Origin of the sequence: Methanocella sp. MCL-LM (genome assembly GCF_049676595.1) — an archaeon.
Classification (GTDB): domain Archaea; phylum Halobacteriota; class Methanocellia; order Methanocellales; family Methanocellaceae; genus Methanocella_A.
The window spans coordinates 1,971,346-1,985,587 of sequence record NZ_CP187259.1; the positions used below are offsets into that span (position 1 = coordinate 1,971,346).

Below are 14,242 nucleotides of genomic sequence, written 5' to 3' on the forward strand. Positions count from 1 at the left end.
TACTCCTGCTTTGTTTAGAGGCGCTACAATCCACCGGGTTAGCGATAGTATGGTGAGGGTAACTAAAGCTGATGGTTATACTGTCGATTTGATTTTGAACGACCTCACGTCTGATGAAAGGTCTTACCTGAGCCAGTATAAAGCAGCTCACCCTGAGGTTCTTCCTCCTGAGCCAGTTCTCCCGTTTATACCTCAGTATAGCGGCCCGATATTCGTCGAGAACAGTAAGGGTATAATGGTTCCTGAGGGTAGCGAATGGGATGACCGGAAAACCGTTACCCCTGTACCGGAAACTCAGGCTGAGCCAGTGACCGAGAAAAAGTTCCTTGATACCCCTGACTATAATAAAGGATATCTCATCGATTATTCTCCGACAAATACTGGTAAGACGTTCAAGACAGCAGTATTTGGTCCGGATACGATGATTTATCCGTCTAATGGTACTGGTAAAGTTAAACCCTCGACGGATGTCAGTGGTGATAAATGGGGTTATGATGCGATTAATACCGCCGGGCTCCTCGACGGCAGCATCTATTATGACCCGGATGAGGGTAGGTTCGAGAAACTTGGATTGTCGGCACCCTCTCAGGCTCGGTATGTCAGCGACTTCGATAACAACGGCCCGGATATGCCGAACGCTATTGAGAGCAGCCTCAAGGAGAATTATCCCGAGCTGCTCGGCGGCAACAATGGCAGTAATAAGCCTGCTACGACTCCGGGTGATATCTCCAGCCCCGCCAGCTGGTCAGCCACACCGACACCAACAGCCACAACCACTCCGACTCCTGTAAATCACTCGATTCTCGACTCCATATTCCCAAGTGCTCAGGCGTCCCAGATGGATGAAAAGGGTAACCTTGTACCAGAGCCCAATCCGGCTGCATTAGCAGCTAAAGACGCTTTTAATATCACTCAGGGAGGACTCCCCGGTTTCATCTCGGTAATCGGCTCAAAGGTCGATGTCGGTAAGACAATCAAGGATACAGGTAACACTATCGACGGATTACTCGGTTCAAAATTATACTTGAATGATGTTGCGTACCGTGACCCGTTCGGACTCTATGGCTCGTACTTCACGATGGGTCAGGTTAATGAGGATTTCAGGAAGACCAGCAGCGACGTTCGTAATGGTATCAACTCTCATATTGAATCATCCCGGTCTAAAAATGAGCAGTTGATTAACAGCATCCCTGACAACCAGTGGATGTTCGGTAAGACTCAGAAAGACCTCGCATTACTCGGTAACAATCTCGATTTAGGGGTTATCGCCCCGGCATACGTGAATTTCGGGACTGGAGCAGTCGAGGGTGTCGTTACCGGTATCGGTGGTGTCGCTCAGATGGGTGCGGGAGCGGGACTCATCGGAGAGATGTACGTTCAGGACAGGAGTACCGGTAAGACAAACGTCGGCTCTGGTGTACTCCGGGCTATCACCGGCGGTACAGTAGGCGAGAAGACCGTAACTAAGACCGTCGAATACGGCGAGCCGACATCAACTCAGGTAACGAACCCTGACGGCTCTATCACAACAACGACAACGACTCCGTACACCATTCATACTCAGACAAACGAGAAACGGGTTCCCAGCCTTATCGACCAACTCGGCGGCATCGGCTCAGGAGTTGCTGATGATTTCGCTACTGACCCGGCTGGAGCTGTCGGACGTAATGTAATTCCCCTGCTGCTCATGGGAAAAACCGGGGGTAAGGTAGTCGGTAAAGGTAAGGTGGGAGAGGCCGCGGTCTTTGAGGAGGCTGGATTCGTCAAGGGAGGCGATGTCATCAGCGGGCCGATGAGGAATGAGGGTGTGTCAGGTAAGACTACCCCGAGCCAATTTTCGCGGGATGGTTTCGTCGATGAACGGGGCAACGTCATCGGCGCTGACAAGTATAGTAACCTGAAACTCGATTACGATTACGGTAAGACTGATAGTGTCGTTACAAAAAAGGTCAGCCGGGACGCTCCGACCGGTGATTATGTTATCGTGAATAAGAACCTGAAAACCGATAGTTTCGGTATTCGTAACGGCGACGAAATCGGACTCGGCGACTATGGTAACATCGGTAAAACCATTATTAATACTGGCGAGAAAGCAGTCGGTTACGCGAGCATCGGGGTCGGCGCTGGTTACGGTAACGAACTCGTGAGCAAATACGGTGAGACAGTCGATGAGATTGTCGTCGATGATTACACCACCGGTAACAATATCAATGAGATTACCCTGCCCGGCGAGAAGACGATTAACAGTAATAAGACAATCACCGACAACGAGAACATAATTGACAACAGTTTCGGCAACCGTAACGCGTTCATTAGTGATAACTCGAATGTTACTAAGGAGGTTACCAATAACGACAACACGTATGAGCCGTGGTATAGCTACTCTGACAATTACGCGAACGGCAATACATTCGAGAATGGTAATACCTACGAGTATAACAACCGGCATAAAACCTCGACTGAATTCGATAAGTTCCCTGAGTTAAGGCTCGGTGGTTTCGGTTTCCTCGGTGGTCTGGGTAGTGGTGGACATCGTAAAACAGGGCTGACGAGGAGCTGGACATTCGAGAACGACATCGAGGGGCTGAACCCGTTCGGGGGTACAGGTCTGGACCTCGACCTTAAAGACCCGTTCAGCACGAAACCGAAGAAAAAGACTGGTAAGGGTAAGAGTAAGGGTAAAAACAAGGGTGGTAAATCATGGTTACAATAAAAAACGTAGCTGTAACCTCATTTATCACCCTCGTTATTCTCGTAATGGTGAGTACCGCCTCGGCTTTTGCTACATCAGCCTATGTCGGCGAGATGGATAAGAACATCGTCGAAAAGTTCGATATCACCACAAATAGCCTATCCGGTAACATCGCTGTAACTCAGCCATCGAACATGATTCTGAGCCCGAACGGTGATAAAATCTACGTTCTGTCCGAGTACGGTACAGCGAACACGAAGATTAACGTTTACAGTGTGGCATCAGAAAAACTGATAACCTCGCTTACATTCGGGAGCACGACTAACACCGGGTATTCAACAATGAGAATCTCGGCTGACGGTAACACCCTGTATGTCGTCGCTGAACGGACCGTATATAAAATTAGTACAACCTCGATGACGATATCCAGCAGTACCACTATCGGGACGGCTGGAGAAGTTCTCGGATGCGCCGATATCAGCTCGAACGGATTCTATCTTTACATCCCCGGAACTAATCACGTCTACATATACAACCTCGGGATGAATCAGGTAGACGCCACTATCGTAACTCCCCTGACCCCGACCTATGTGTACTATGACAAGAACCGGAATTACATCTATGCATCGACCAACACTGCTGGTAACAGCGTTTATGTTATCGACCCGACCTCCCAGACAGTAACGCGGGCAATAACCCTCGGCTCCGGTAACAATCCGCTCGATATCACGATGACCCCAGACGGCAATTACATAGTTGTCGCCTGTAAGGACTCGAACAAAATCGCATGGATAGACGCGACATCCTATAACTGGACAGCGAACACGACTGTAAACGCTCCCCAGAAATTACTTTACAGTTCTAATACTAACAAAATCTACGCGGTATCAACGACCGTTAATGCCATCTCGGTTATTGACCCGAACGGTAAAACGGTTTCATCTACGATTTACACGACTGGTCAGCCCGGCTGTATAATCGTCCCGAAACTCAGTGACGAGACCGTCAACGTCTACGCTGCACATAACGTCAAGTACACCGTGACCTCGTATTTGAAGAACTACGAGGCTGTCGATGCTGTCGTCTATGATGAAAATCATAAGTATATCAGCAGCGGTAAGACTGACGGTTACGGTGTCGTCGTATTCCAGCTCTACTCGAACAAATTTTATGAAATCGACTTCAACGGCTCAGGCGTCAATAAGACGATGAAGCATTACCCGATTATGAACGGTTATACCGTATTCGTCGAGCCGTGGTCAGGCTGGAATCCCGGTCGGCCCGGTATCGATGATAGTGGTACAGCTATCAAGACATGGATGACGAAAAGCACGAGTGGCGGCGATGGTATAGTCACTGTCTACTATCAAGACGAGCATGACTCGACGATATCCGTTAAGTTCGAGGTACTCAGGCACTTTAACCAGACCAGCAACCTCGTAACTGACTCGTACACGACTAATGTCATCAATTCGGGGTCAGTAAACCACACTTTCAGTATTCCGAACGCGGTCGGTCATGATTACATCATCAGAGTCACCGCCGAATCATCGAGGTATGAGAAACCCATCGTCAGGAGTCAGACTCTCGATTTCCCAAATGCTCGATATGGAGTTCCGGGTCTTCCTGACGTTGTTTATCCGTGGCTGGGATTCGGTATAGCCCTGTTCATCGGGTGCGCTGTCAGCTTGAGAAACCTGAAGGCCGGAGCAGTCGTGTTCTGTGGCTGCTGTTGGGTCTTCTGGGGCGCTGGATGGATGACAGCTCTCGGAGTCGGATACACGCTTATCCTCAGCATTGCCTCGGTATTCGCTGTCCTCTATGTTATCGGACTCAAGGAGGAGGGCAAGTAATGAGCAGTTTAGTCGATTACACGAGCTACGTTCTTACTTTGTTCATCATTATTCTCGGGCTCGTTGCCGGAGTATTTCACGATGCAGGGGTGGGGCCAGGAGTAACACCGCCTCAGACATACTACAATGCGAGCGATGTTATCAATATCACCGATAGCCCGGTCTCCGGAGAGAACCAGCAGGACAATACAGGAACCGGCGTCAGCTCGTTCGGATTCTGGTCAATCATCAACGGATTCAAAGAAATCCTGATTAACTTCTCGGACTGGTGCTCGCAGTTCGGCGTACCGCAAATATTGAGTATCCCCGGACAGGCGCTCATCTGGACTGTCCTCGGTTACGATGCACTACAAATCAAGAAAATCATCTGGGGTTAAACCGATGTTCGAAAAACGAAGAATCGCAGGGTTGCTCGCCCTCGCCATACTCATATCAAGTATATTCACGGCATTCATCCCCTCCGGGGCGATGGCTGCTCCTCCGTCCGGTTACCAGTACATGAAGACTCATACAATAACAGGGTCTACCGGTGGAGCATTATCCAACTATCAGACTAAAGTCGTGATACACTCCGGCAGCGGTACTGATAGCGGTATCCATGTTTACCTGAACGGTCACTCATATTCATCACTGAATGATATCAGGTTTGCGAACTCCGCTGATGGACTGCTCGATTACTGGGTAGAATCGAATGACGGTTCGACCGCTGTTATCTGGGTAGAGATGGACAGTGTACCGGTATCTCCGAACACTTACACGATGAAAATCTACTACGGTAAGAGCGGAGATTCCTCAGCGAGCAACGGCGCTGCCACGTTCCCCCTTTTCGATGACTTCAACGATGGATGGATAGACACCGGAAAATGGACAGTAGCATGTGGTGGTTCCGGTGGAAGCGTTGTAGAATCCGGCGGCGTGATTACATTACAGACCGGAGGTAGCGGAAACGCTCGATTATCCTCGAAAACCAGTTTCAACTACCCTATACAGATTACCACGGGCTTCAAATCCTTTAATACAATAAACTATGAACGTGTCAGATTCTCCGGCTCCAACAGCCTCCAGAACCCCTGTGGTTACGATATCGGTATATTTGAACAAGGCCCGATGCAAGTATACTGGAACGGATTCACTGGGATTACCGTTCCGTGGGATAACTGGTATACGAGCTATGAGACATTCACACCGTCATCAACATACGCATGGTACATACCGGGCGCTTACGGCGGTAATAGCGGTTCAACAACGAAAACATCGCTGACACCCGAATTCGGTGTAGGCGGATTCCCCTCGCAGTCCGGCGGTACTGACTCCGGCGGCATGACAATAGATTACACGTATGTCAGGAAATATGCTGCTCAGGATGTTTCTCATGGCGCATGGAGCACCGAGGCTGCAATCATCCCTACAGCCAGTTTCACCGCATCCCCGGTCAGCGGTCAGAATCCGCTCAGTGTTACGTTCACCGATGCCAGCACTGGCAATAGTCTTAGCGGCTGGAGCTGGAATTTCGGCGACGGTCAGACCTCAACGGAGAGAAACCCTACCCACGTATACCAGAACGCCGGTGCATACACAGTCACCCTGACTGTTACTAACGCCTATGGCGGTTCTAATACGATGACCAGAACGAATTATATCAGCGTTAGTCAACATGCTCCGGTAGCCAGTTTCACATCAAACCCGACAATTGGCCAGAACCCGCTCACCGTACAATTTACGAGCACATCGAACCTGTACGGAACAGCAGCGACATATAGCTGGAATTTCGGCGACGGTCAGGCCTCGACAGCACAGAACCCCAGTCACATATACACAAATGCTGGTACCTACACCGTCACGCTGATTGTTACTAACACCGCCGGTAGCAGCACAACGACAGCAACCATCACGGTAAGTCAGCATCCCCCGGCAGCCAGTTTCACCACATCAGCAACCAGCGGATTGAACCCTCTCACCGTGACTTTTACTGATACATCGAGCCTATACAATGCAGCTGCGACCTATCAGTGGAATTTCGGCGACGGTCAGGCCTCAACAGAGAGAAACCCGACCCACGTATACCAGAACGCCGGTACATACACCGCAAAATTAACTGTGACCACTTCCGGCGGCAGTAACACAGCTCAGACGACGATTACTGTTAACCAGCGTCCCCCGATAGCATCGTTCACCAGCTCAGCGACGACTGGCATGAACCCACTCACCGTGACGTTAACTGACACATCGAGCTTGTATGGAGCAACGGCGACCTATCAGTGGTCATTCGGCGATGGTACTGTAAACAGCACTAGCCAGAGCCCGAGTCATACTTTCCAGTATGCCGGTACATACACAGTCAGATTAACGGTAACGACCTCCGGTGGTAGCAGTTCAACTCAGACGACGATTACTGTTAACCAGCGTCCTCCGGTCGCTGGATTCACCATGAGCAGAGAGTCAGCGGGAGTTCAGACCGATATCACATTTACCGATAATAGCGAAATATATGATGCTCAGTCAGTTACCCTATCATGGAACTTTGGCGACGGTACAACGGCAACCGGCCCAGTAGCTGTTCACAAATACTATTCCGATGGTATATTCATAGTTACACAGACCGTAACGACCCCCGGCGGTACAAGCACAGCACAGCAGACTATAACTTCGTTCTATCTCGCTCCTGTACCGGCATTTCATGGAGATAATATCAATGGTACAGCTCCTCTCGTAACCCAATTCTATGACGACTCGCTGAACGTCCCGACCTCATGGCACTGGGATTTCGGCGATGGCGGCAGCAGTAACGAGAAGAACCCGAAACACACGTTCGTAATGCCGGGCACTTACACCGTTACTCTATATGTTAAGAACCCCGGCACAGCTAAAGACACATGGATAGCAAAAACTGGGTATGTGGCAGTCCTCGCGTACTATGTCAGTACAGTGACTCCGCAGCCTACACTGAAACCGGGCTCGAACATCACCGACAGACCGAAGACTAACCAAACCATCGCACTGCTCGATATGGGACTGTTCAATAAGACCATGAACGACCTGTTCGGTTCCGGTAATACGGATAACATACACCCTGAGGAAGTCAGCAGCGATGCGGTTACTCCATATGTCGATGCTCTCGGCCCCTTATTCTGGGTTATCCTGTTCGGCGCAATCGCGGTCGGCATATACATTAAAACCGAGTCGCTCATGTATCCGGGCATCGCTGTTCTCGCCAGCGGTGGATTGTTCTTCTGGCTTCTCCCATTCGAATGGCAGAACGCTGCATGGTTGTTCGTCATACTCGGCGTGACCCTGATGATTCTCGGTTTCCTCATTCGGAGGAGGTAAAAACGATGACAAAACGAATCAATGTACACAACAAGCAAGGGCGCTACGAGCGCCTCGTCTATCATGGCGACCTCGACGAAGTCGCCCGCTCGCTCAGTGAAAAATTCGACGAAAGTATCGGCCTCGACGAGTTCGAGTGGAACGGGTCTGGGTTTGACCTTAATCTCTCCAGCAGGAAGAAACAGAGGAGATAACCATGGAAGTAAAAAACGGTGACATATGGCAGCTCGGAAGACACAGGCTGATGTGCGGTGACTGTTATTCCCAATCTTCAAGAACGGCATTGCTCGACGGGATAGTACCTGATATGCTTTTATCCGACCCACCATATGGCATAGACTGGAATACTGACTATACACGGTTTTCAGGTGGGGTGAGACCGAGCACGAATCGTTATAAGAAAATTGTCGGGGATGCTTCACCTTTCGACCCTACTCCATTTCTCGGCTTTAAGAACGTCGTTTTATGGGGCGCTAATCACTATGCAGATAAACTGCCGAAGGGGTCATGGTTGGTATGGGATAAACGGTTTAAGAACGGCAAGGCATTTCTGGCCGATGGCGAAGTTGCATGGACGAATCATGGCAGGGGAGTATACATCAAGTCAATAACTAACCAAGGATTCGTTTCGCCAGACGGTCGCCGGTATCATCCTACACAGAAGCCGGTGAAACTCTTCGAATGGTGCATCGAGCGATTAAAACACAAACCCAATATCCTATATGACCCTTTTCTCGGCAGTGGTACAGCGATACTGGCAGCAGAGGCAACCGGGAAAACCTGTTATGGTTTTGAGATAGACCCTCAATATTGTTCTATAATACTCGACCGATATACAGCAGCGACCAGCATCGAGCCGGTACTCCTGAACCATAATGATTTTGGGAACAATGGCCCGGATAGCGCTGCAGCGGCAACAGCATGATACCGGAACTCGCAGCTCTGACCATACTCACGGTTGGAGCTGCATATGACCAGTGGAATCATCGCCATGTGCCGAACTGGATATGGCTACTGGGCTCACTAATAATCGGGGTGCTGGTTGCTGCCGGATATATCTATCTATCACTATGGTCGGTGACATGCGTCATTTTCTGCGGCATCATACTCATCGTCATGTTTAACGTAGCGGGAGACCGGATAGGCGGGGCTGACATCAAAGCCGGTCTCCTGCTCATCGTGGTAAATCCGCTCGCAGGGATAGCGGCATTCGCCGTAGGGGTGGTGCTGGCGGATGCGTACATGCGACGAAAAAAGGTTGATAGTGTAGCCCTGCTGCCGTTCATCTGGGTTGGATATGTTGCTGTTATATCCCTTCTCTTAATCGTCTGCGAAATTTTCTAATAGCTCCCGTTAACTATGGATATAACCATTTCATCCTGTCCTAATACATGTAATCCGAAAAATGCGAGCCATATCACAAGTATCGAGAACAAGATTAAGAGAATTACTTCAGTAGAGCGGATACCACGGAAATATCTGTTATAGAACCAGAGAAAAATCCCTGCAAGTATATCCGCAATAAAGCTGTATATTCGGTGCTTTTTAAACTCGGCAGTGGCTGTCTTACGTTGCTCGTATTTAGCTTTGAATATCTTGTTTTTTCCTATGACCTTAGGTTCGAGTCTGGATAATTCCTTTTCGTAGTCCAACAGTTCCTTATAGTCTGTTAACGAGGCTACGACTATGTAACACGTTAATACCAATCCAACGTCTAGAAATATTGTATTAATAGTCCAGCCCAATCCTGATACTAATGAAGCAATATAAGCCGTGACCAGTATCGTTTCTATCGCTATGTAATAATTGATACGACTCCAGAATAAATCGTGAGAACTGATATATAACTGGAAGAGATAGTCGTATGCCTTCGAGTCGAGTTCATCCTCATCTTTCTTAGCCATCGTAAGTAAGTGGATGAATTATAAAAACTTAAATAGCTATCGTTTGACGCTTCGTTGTTGTATACTTAGACGACCCCCATAAGTGGATATTTAAAAACCTAAAAGTTGTTTTATAGCATAATTTGCCAATTCAATACACATTATCCCTTTTTATTAGATGCTGTATACTGAAGTGGTGATAATTCTCTATCCTGAGTATTCAGATTTGATTGCTCCGTGCTTTTTGTTTCCATATAGTAGGTGTAATAGCCACGAATTATATAGTCAGCAAATCTTTTACCGAATCGTTCTAATCGGCGTCCAAGAATAATTAATATTAAAATGCTCAAACATGTTAGGAATATATCATATTTCGCAAAGAGAAATCCATGTGAATAGGTAATTGAAATTGATATGATACCATATATAATAGTTAAAATCATCATACCTGCAATGAAACTACGAACCATGCCATATTGTGCATTTAATATCTGAGCTTTCTCATCTCTTCCGATTGATTGTAGTTTCGTATAAAATAAATTAAAAATTTGATGAGACTCTTTTGAGGTATATTTCGGGAACTCCAATAAATAACGTTCTTTAACCGCCATTTTTAAAATGTTTTTCACATCTATCGAGTACATCGTATCATCATCTAAAAGAAATCGTTCTGATGGAAAACCATTCCACAATTTAATAAATATGTATTTCTGGATAATTTCACCAAATTCGTGTATAATGACGCCAGAAAAGATAAGCGCGAAGAAGTAGATTGCACCAAGAATAATATCATTACTAATACTTATTGAAACGATATCTCCGAAGAATGTGGACGATACTAAATTAAAGGCATAAAGCCCTAAAAATCCGGGTATTATTATGCCCATCAATTCATAGATTGATAATTTATCAATGATTTCTTTCTCTATCGCCCACACCTCCAAATTATGTTAATCTATTCTGACATCAATAAATGGCCTACTATCATTGTATCCAAGTTTTATCACGATAACACCATCTTTTCTTGTTGTTAAACATTTTCTTTCAATTTGCCCTAAACTTTTGCTATTAACTTTCCAACCCCTTGTTATTGCTCCATACCTATCTGTGGCACTGGTATCGCATTCTTCTCCATCTGAGATGACTGTTATATATGGATTTATATGTTTCATTAGCTCGTTGTAGAAGCCTGAGTCTCTACCATGGTGCGGAGCTAATAGTATATCCGCATTTTTTACTGCATCCATAAACTCCTTATCTTCCATCAATTCTTTCCAAGATGCAACCTCATTGTCACCGGGCAATATTACTGTACTACCAGCGTATCTTAGTACGGTTACGAGACTATGATTGTTAATTTTTTTACTCGAAGTATCTCTCGATGGGCGGAATATATTAATTTCCACTTTGCCGGCATTGTCCGGAACAGTTAAATCGTTACCAGTCTCGACTGGTTGACAATAACTTTCGCAAATTCGTAGATATTCTTTAAATATTTCATTACTTGATTCATCGTCGCTTAGTTTCTCTAAAATTTCTTCTTTTGTAATTGTTTTCGGGCGAGAAAGAACCTTGGGGCTCATTGATTTAAAGTTCAATATATCATCGATATGGTCTTTATCCGGGTGGGTAATAATGACGTGGTCAAGCCCTTCAACATTGTATTTTTCATTTAAGTGCTTAAGAGGGCTGAACTTTTCACCGCTGTTAGCACTATATGACCCAATTCCAAGGTCAACAACTATGTGCTTACCGTTTGGCGTCTTAATATAAGTCGCGCTTCCATGCTGTACATCCCAGAACACTAACTCAAGAACCATGCGATATCCTCATGTCTCACGACCGATTAGGAGACAACCCTAAGTATAAGAATAGATGGTATTTAAAGCAGTTCAATGCTATTTGAAAGTATTATTTGTGTATTAAAAGGATGATGAATATAATGAATGGTATTTCTCATTACTCCTTCGGGTATGTTAATCTCCCTCTTTCGACTCTGCTCGTTCTTTCAGTCTCGCTCCGAGAGTGCCCCGTCTGACGTTCAGCAGCTTTGCAATTTTCCTATCACTAAGGCCCATCAGCTTATACTCGTCGTATCGCTTGAGTGAGACGACCTTCTTATCAGCTCCCCCCTTGCCATCTCGTTCAGTCCTATCCCGCTCGACACCAGCCTTAACCCTGAGCCATAGTTTCGCCTTTTCGTTCGCCGATACCCATGTCTTAACCATCCCGATTAACATGTCCGTGTCGTTGTTATAATCGAAGATTTACCCAGTGCTCGCCATGATGACCTTTTCAGGGCGTCTTCGCATTTGAGAAGTAATTCAAAATGGTGATAGCAGAAGTATATATTATAAAAACGGTTAATGGTGTAGCCCTGCTGCCATCCAACTGGGTTGGATATGTTACCGTTATACTATTGATGATGACAAGCTACGTTTTTCCATAATAACGTAGAATCATCTCGATAATTTCTCTTCCCTGATAAGCTTCCTGTATGCCCCTCTCACATAATTCGAGAGAAGTTTCATCATTACATCCTAACCGTTCTGCTTCGACCCATAGTTCTTTTAATTTTCTATCATTAATTTCCGTTTCTCTTAATTGTTTCAGTTGAGAATCAATCCATGATTTATCAGTATCCGGCAGTTCATCATAATCAACCATTATCTTTAGAATGTTGATTAATGAATCCAACTCCGCATTATTGCTCATGATTCGGAGTATTCGACATATGCTATTTAAGCTATTGTCTTATGTATTCATGGATAATTTTCTGAGTGCTCTTGGATAGTGAATTTAATCAGTTAACCCATAGTTATCTACCATGCTCGAATGTTCCTTTTTAGAATATGGTGGTAAGATACACCTGAAGATTTCTGATGAGGTAGTTCACTCGTTCATACTCGGGTCGGGAAAAGTTCTCTCGTACTCTGTAACAAAGTACAGAGGCGAACCCATCGCTAACAGTACCGCTGAACTCATCGACGTTCAGGAGAAAGATGGAAAGATATCTGGCTTGAGGATACGAACAGAAGTTCTCGATTTCGAGGTACTGCTGAATCGCAACTACGGATTCGATGCGTACAAGTCATACGGGTCAGACAGTACAAAGACTTATAGATAACTGTCTTATTATTAGGGTAGAAGGTTGATGGTTAATGGATAAAGAGGCTATGGCTAAACAACTCGAACATATTAAATTTGTAGAACGAGAAAGTGATAAGTTCCTATTACAGCTACACAAATTATTTAATTCAAAACAGTCTCAAATTCCACTTTTCACTGTCGCACTATCGGCAGGAATAGATAAGCCACTTGCTAATGAGATACTTGAATATCTCATTGGAGAAGGGTATGTAGAACGTGGGTCAGCATCGCATCCAAGTGACGGCCCCTATATTGGCATTACACCCATTGGTTCAAAAAGAGTAAAAGAAATTTTATCTAAAGCCCTTTCCCTTAATACCTCAACTATCCAACCTAAAAATATAGCCATCGCAGAAGCAATGCCCGATTTCTCAAAAATAACATTAGACGAGAAGTACAATAAAATTTTGTCAGAACGTTGGGATGAGGCAATCCGTTGTGCAAATATCGAGGCATACATGGCAGCTTCTGTTATGTTAGGTAGTATCCTTGAGGGAGTCCTTTATGCGATGGCTAATAATAATCAAACAACTGCACAATTATCAAAAGGTGCACCGAAAGATAGGGACATAGGGAAATGGAACCTCAATGATTTAATTAATGTTGCGACTGCTGAAGGATGGATTAAGAGGGATAGACGAGCCTTTGCTGAAGTTGTACGAGATTATCGGAATCTCATTCATCCAAAAGAACAAGTTAAGAAAGAAATCGCTCTTAACAGAAATGATTTCATGGTATCTCTTCATTCGATAAAAGCTGCTATTGAAGACGTTGAATTCGCATTAAAAGGTAACGCATTACCTGATAGGAACCGGGATAAATCGCTACTTGCTAAAAGTAATGAACCGAATAAATCCATTAGCCCAAAGTGTGCAAAAATAATTGTTGACCTCAAGCCCAGTCCCAACGAGTCACATGGTTGTCATAATACTTATATTATAATTTATAATGATGGGGATGTCGACGCTACAAACGTACGTTTATTAATAGAGGGCAAGCCCCCGTCAGACTATCGGGGAGAAAGAGAATGGATTAGCCCAAACGATGATGCCATTGAGATTCCTGCCCATCGAGATTTTAACTATATCGTCTTTGAGAACGATAATATCGTAGCACGGGAATTTAATGTGGATGTCTATTGGGACGATATAACTGCCAGAGATAAGCATATTAAAAAAACGTTTGCAAGAGATTATAAATCGAAATATTTCGTATAATCTTCGTTCCACCATTTTTTGTTGTTTAGATTCTATCTTATAGTAGTCCCGAATTTTGAAATTATCCTTATATAGTGAGTATCCGCCATATAATCGCAAAGACTATAATCTATCACAAAT

General features: G+C 45.5%; 14 protein-coding genes. 9 read left to right on the plus strand and 5 right to left on the minus strand.

Going from position 1 to position 14,242, the window contains the following annotated elements; all coding sequences use genetic code 11:
• Window positions 1-49: 49 nt before the first annotated feature.
• Genes ACPLPM_RS10215 through ACPLPM_RS10245 form a run of 7 tightly spaced genes read left to right on the plus strand, consistent with a single transcriptional unit; the run spans window position 50 to window position 9,216 of the window.
• Window positions 50-2,713 (plus strand): hypothetical protein, encoded by a 2,664-nt coding sequence (locus tag ACPLPM_RS10215; RefSeq protein ID WP_424356682.1) that lies wholly within the window; start codon window positions 50-52, stop codon window positions 2,711-2,713.
• Window positions 2,701-4,545, plus strand: a complete 1,845-nt coding sequence (locus tag ACPLPM_RS10220; protein WP_424356683.1) for a YncE family protein — start codon at window positions 2,701-2,703, stop codon at window positions 4,543-4,545. Before ACPLPM_RS10215 ends, ACPLPM_RS10220 begins: the two co-directional genes overlap by 13 nt.
• The gene (locus ACPLPM_RS10225; protein ID WP_424356684.1) at window positions 4,545-4,922 is read left to right on the plus strand and encodes a hypothetical protein; all 378 of its coding nucleotides are present in this window, start codon (window positions 4,545-4,547) and stop codon (window positions 4,920-4,922) included. The genes ACPLPM_RS10220 and ACPLPM_RS10225 overlap by 1 nt, the downstream gene beginning before the upstream one ends.
• Window positions 4,923-4,926: 4 nt before the next feature.
• On the plus strand, window positions 4,927-7,872 hold the full coding sequence (locus ACPLPM_RS10230) for a DUF2341 domain-containing protein (RefSeq protein WP_424356685.1): 2,946 nt from the start codon (window positions 4,927-4,929) through the stop codon (window positions 7,870-7,872).
• A gap of 5 nt (window positions 7,873-7,877) precedes the next feature.
• Window positions 7,878-8,066 (plus strand): hypothetical protein, encoded by a 189-nt coding sequence (locus ACPLPM_RS10235; RefSeq protein WP_424356686.1) that lies wholly within the window; start codon window positions 7,878-7,880, stop codon window positions 8,064-8,066.
• A gap of 2 nt (window positions 8,067-8,068) precedes the next feature.
• Window positions 8,069-8,797 carry a DNA methyltransferase gene (locus ACPLPM_RS10240; protein WP_424356687.1) on the plus strand — a complete coding sequence of 243 codons (729 nt, stop codon included), beginning with the start codon at window positions 8,069-8,071 and terminating at the stop codon, window positions 8,795-8,797.
• The gene (locus tag ACPLPM_RS10245; protein ID WP_424356688.1) at window positions 8,794-9,216 is read left to right on the plus strand and encodes a hypothetical protein; all 423 of its coding nucleotides are present in this window, start codon (window positions 8,794-8,796) and stop codon (window positions 9,214-9,216) included. Before ACPLPM_RS10240 ends, ACPLPM_RS10245 begins: the two co-directional genes overlap by 4 nt.
• Here the strand turns inward: ACPLPM_RS10245 and ACPLPM_RS10250 are convergent.
• From ACPLPM_RS10250 to ACPLPM_RS10270, 5 genes are all read right to left on the minus strand, one after another.
• Window positions 9,213-9,776 (minus strand): hypothetical protein, encoded by a 564-nt coding sequence (locus ACPLPM_RS10250; RefSeq protein ID WP_424356689.1) that lies wholly within the window; start codon window positions 9,774-9,776, stop codon window positions 9,213-9,215. The two genes, ACPLPM_RS10245 and ACPLPM_RS10250, sit on opposite strands and share 4 nt — an antisense overlap.
• Before the next feature lie 140 nt (window positions 9,777-9,916).
• Complete coding sequence (locus ACPLPM_RS10255; protein WP_424356690.1) at window positions 9,917-10,693, minus strand: hypothetical protein; 777 nt, start codon at window positions 10,691-10,693, stop codon at window positions 9,917-9,919.
• Window positions 10,694-10,705: 12 nt separating this feature from the next.
• Entirely contained in the window at window positions 10,706-11,575 is an 870-nt protein-coding gene (locus tag ACPLPM_RS10260; RefSeq protein WP_424356691.1) for a ComEC/Rec2 family competence protein, read from the minus strand.
• Window positions 11,576-11,731: 156 nt separating this feature from the next.
• On the minus strand, window positions 11,732-11,983 hold the full coding sequence (locus tag ACPLPM_RS10265; protein WP_424356692.1) for a hypothetical protein: 252 nt from the start codon (window positions 11,981-11,983) through the stop codon (window positions 11,732-11,734).
• Between the two features lie 205 nt (window positions 11,984-12,188).
• On the minus strand, window positions 12,189-12,470 hold the full coding sequence (locus tag ACPLPM_RS10270; RefSeq protein ID WP_424356693.1) for a hypothetical protein: 282 nt from the start codon (window positions 12,468-12,470) through the stop codon (window positions 12,189-12,191).
• 112 nt (window positions 12,471-12,582) lie between these two features.
• On the opposite strand from ACPLPM_RS10270, the gene ACPLPM_RS10275 reads away from it, so the two are divergent.
• Both ACPLPM_RS10275 and ACPLPM_RS10280 read left to right on the plus strand, forming a co-directional pair.
• Entirely contained in the window at window positions 12,583-12,882 is a 300-nt protein-coding gene (locus tag ACPLPM_RS10275) for a hypothetical protein (RefSeq protein ID WP_424356694.1), read from the plus strand.
• Between the two features lie 34 nt (window positions 12,883-12,916).
• The gene (locus tag ACPLPM_RS10280) at window positions 12,917-14,122 is read left to right on the plus strand and encodes a hypothetical protein (protein WP_424356695.1); all 1,206 of its coding nucleotides are present in this window, start codon (window positions 12,917-12,919) and stop codon (window positions 14,120-14,122) included.
• The last annotated feature ends 120 nt before the right edge of the window (window positions 14,123-14,242 follow it).

Excerpts from the sequence above, each read along its gene's own strand:
- ACPLPM_RS10215 (WP_424356682.1), top strand. The coding sequence starts at position 50 with ATGGTGAGGGTAACTAAAGCTGATGGTTATACTGTCGATTTGATTTTG.
- ACPLPM_RS10220 (WP_424356683.1), top strand. The coding sequence starts at position 2,701 with ATGGTTACAATAAAAAACGTAGCTGTAACCTCATTTATCACCCTCGTT.
- ACPLPM_RS10225 (WP_424356684.1), top strand. The coding sequence starts at position 4,545 with ATGAGCAGTTTAGTCGATTACACGAGCTACGTTCTTACTTTGTTCATC.
- ACPLPM_RS10230 (WP_424356685.1), top strand. The coding sequence starts at position 4,927 with ATGTTCGAAAAACGAAGAATCGCAGGGTTGCTCGCCCTCGCCATACTC.
- ACPLPM_RS10235 (WP_424356686.1), top strand. The coding sequence starts at position 7,878 with ATGACAAAACGAATCAATGTACACAACAAGCAAGGGCGCTACGAGCGC.
- ACPLPM_RS10240 (WP_424356687.1), top strand. The coding sequence starts at position 8,069 with ATGGAAGTAAAAAACGGTGACATATGGCAGCTCGGAAGACACAGGCTG.
- ACPLPM_RS10245 (WP_424356688.1), top strand. The coding sequence starts at position 8,794 with ATGATACCGGAACTCGCAGCTCTGACCATACTCACGGTTGGAGCTGCA.
- ACPLPM_RS10250 (WP_424356689.1), bottom strand. The coding sequence starts at position 9,776 with ATGGCTAAGAAAGATGAGGATGAACTCGACTCGAAGGCATACGACTAT.
- ACPLPM_RS10260 (WP_424356691.1), bottom strand. The coding sequence starts at position 11,575 with ATGGTTCTTGAGTTAGTGTTCTGGGATGTACAGCATGGAAGCGCGACT.
- ACPLPM_RS10265 (WP_424356692.1), bottom strand. The coding sequence starts at position 11,983 with ATGGTTAAGACATGGGTATCGGCGAACGAAAAGGCGAAACTATGGCTC.
- ACPLPM_RS10270 (WP_424356693.1), bottom strand. The coding sequence starts at position 12,470 with ATGAGCAATAATGCGGAGTTGGATTCATTAATCAACATTCTAAAGATA.
- ACPLPM_RS10275 (WP_424356694.1), top strand. The coding sequence starts at position 12,583 with ATGCTCGAATGTTCCTTTTTAGAATATGGTGGTAAGATACACCTGAAG.
- ACPLPM_RS10280 (WP_424356695.1), top strand. The coding sequence starts at position 12,917 with ATGGATAAAGAGGCTATGGCTAAACAACTCGAACATATTAAATTTGTA.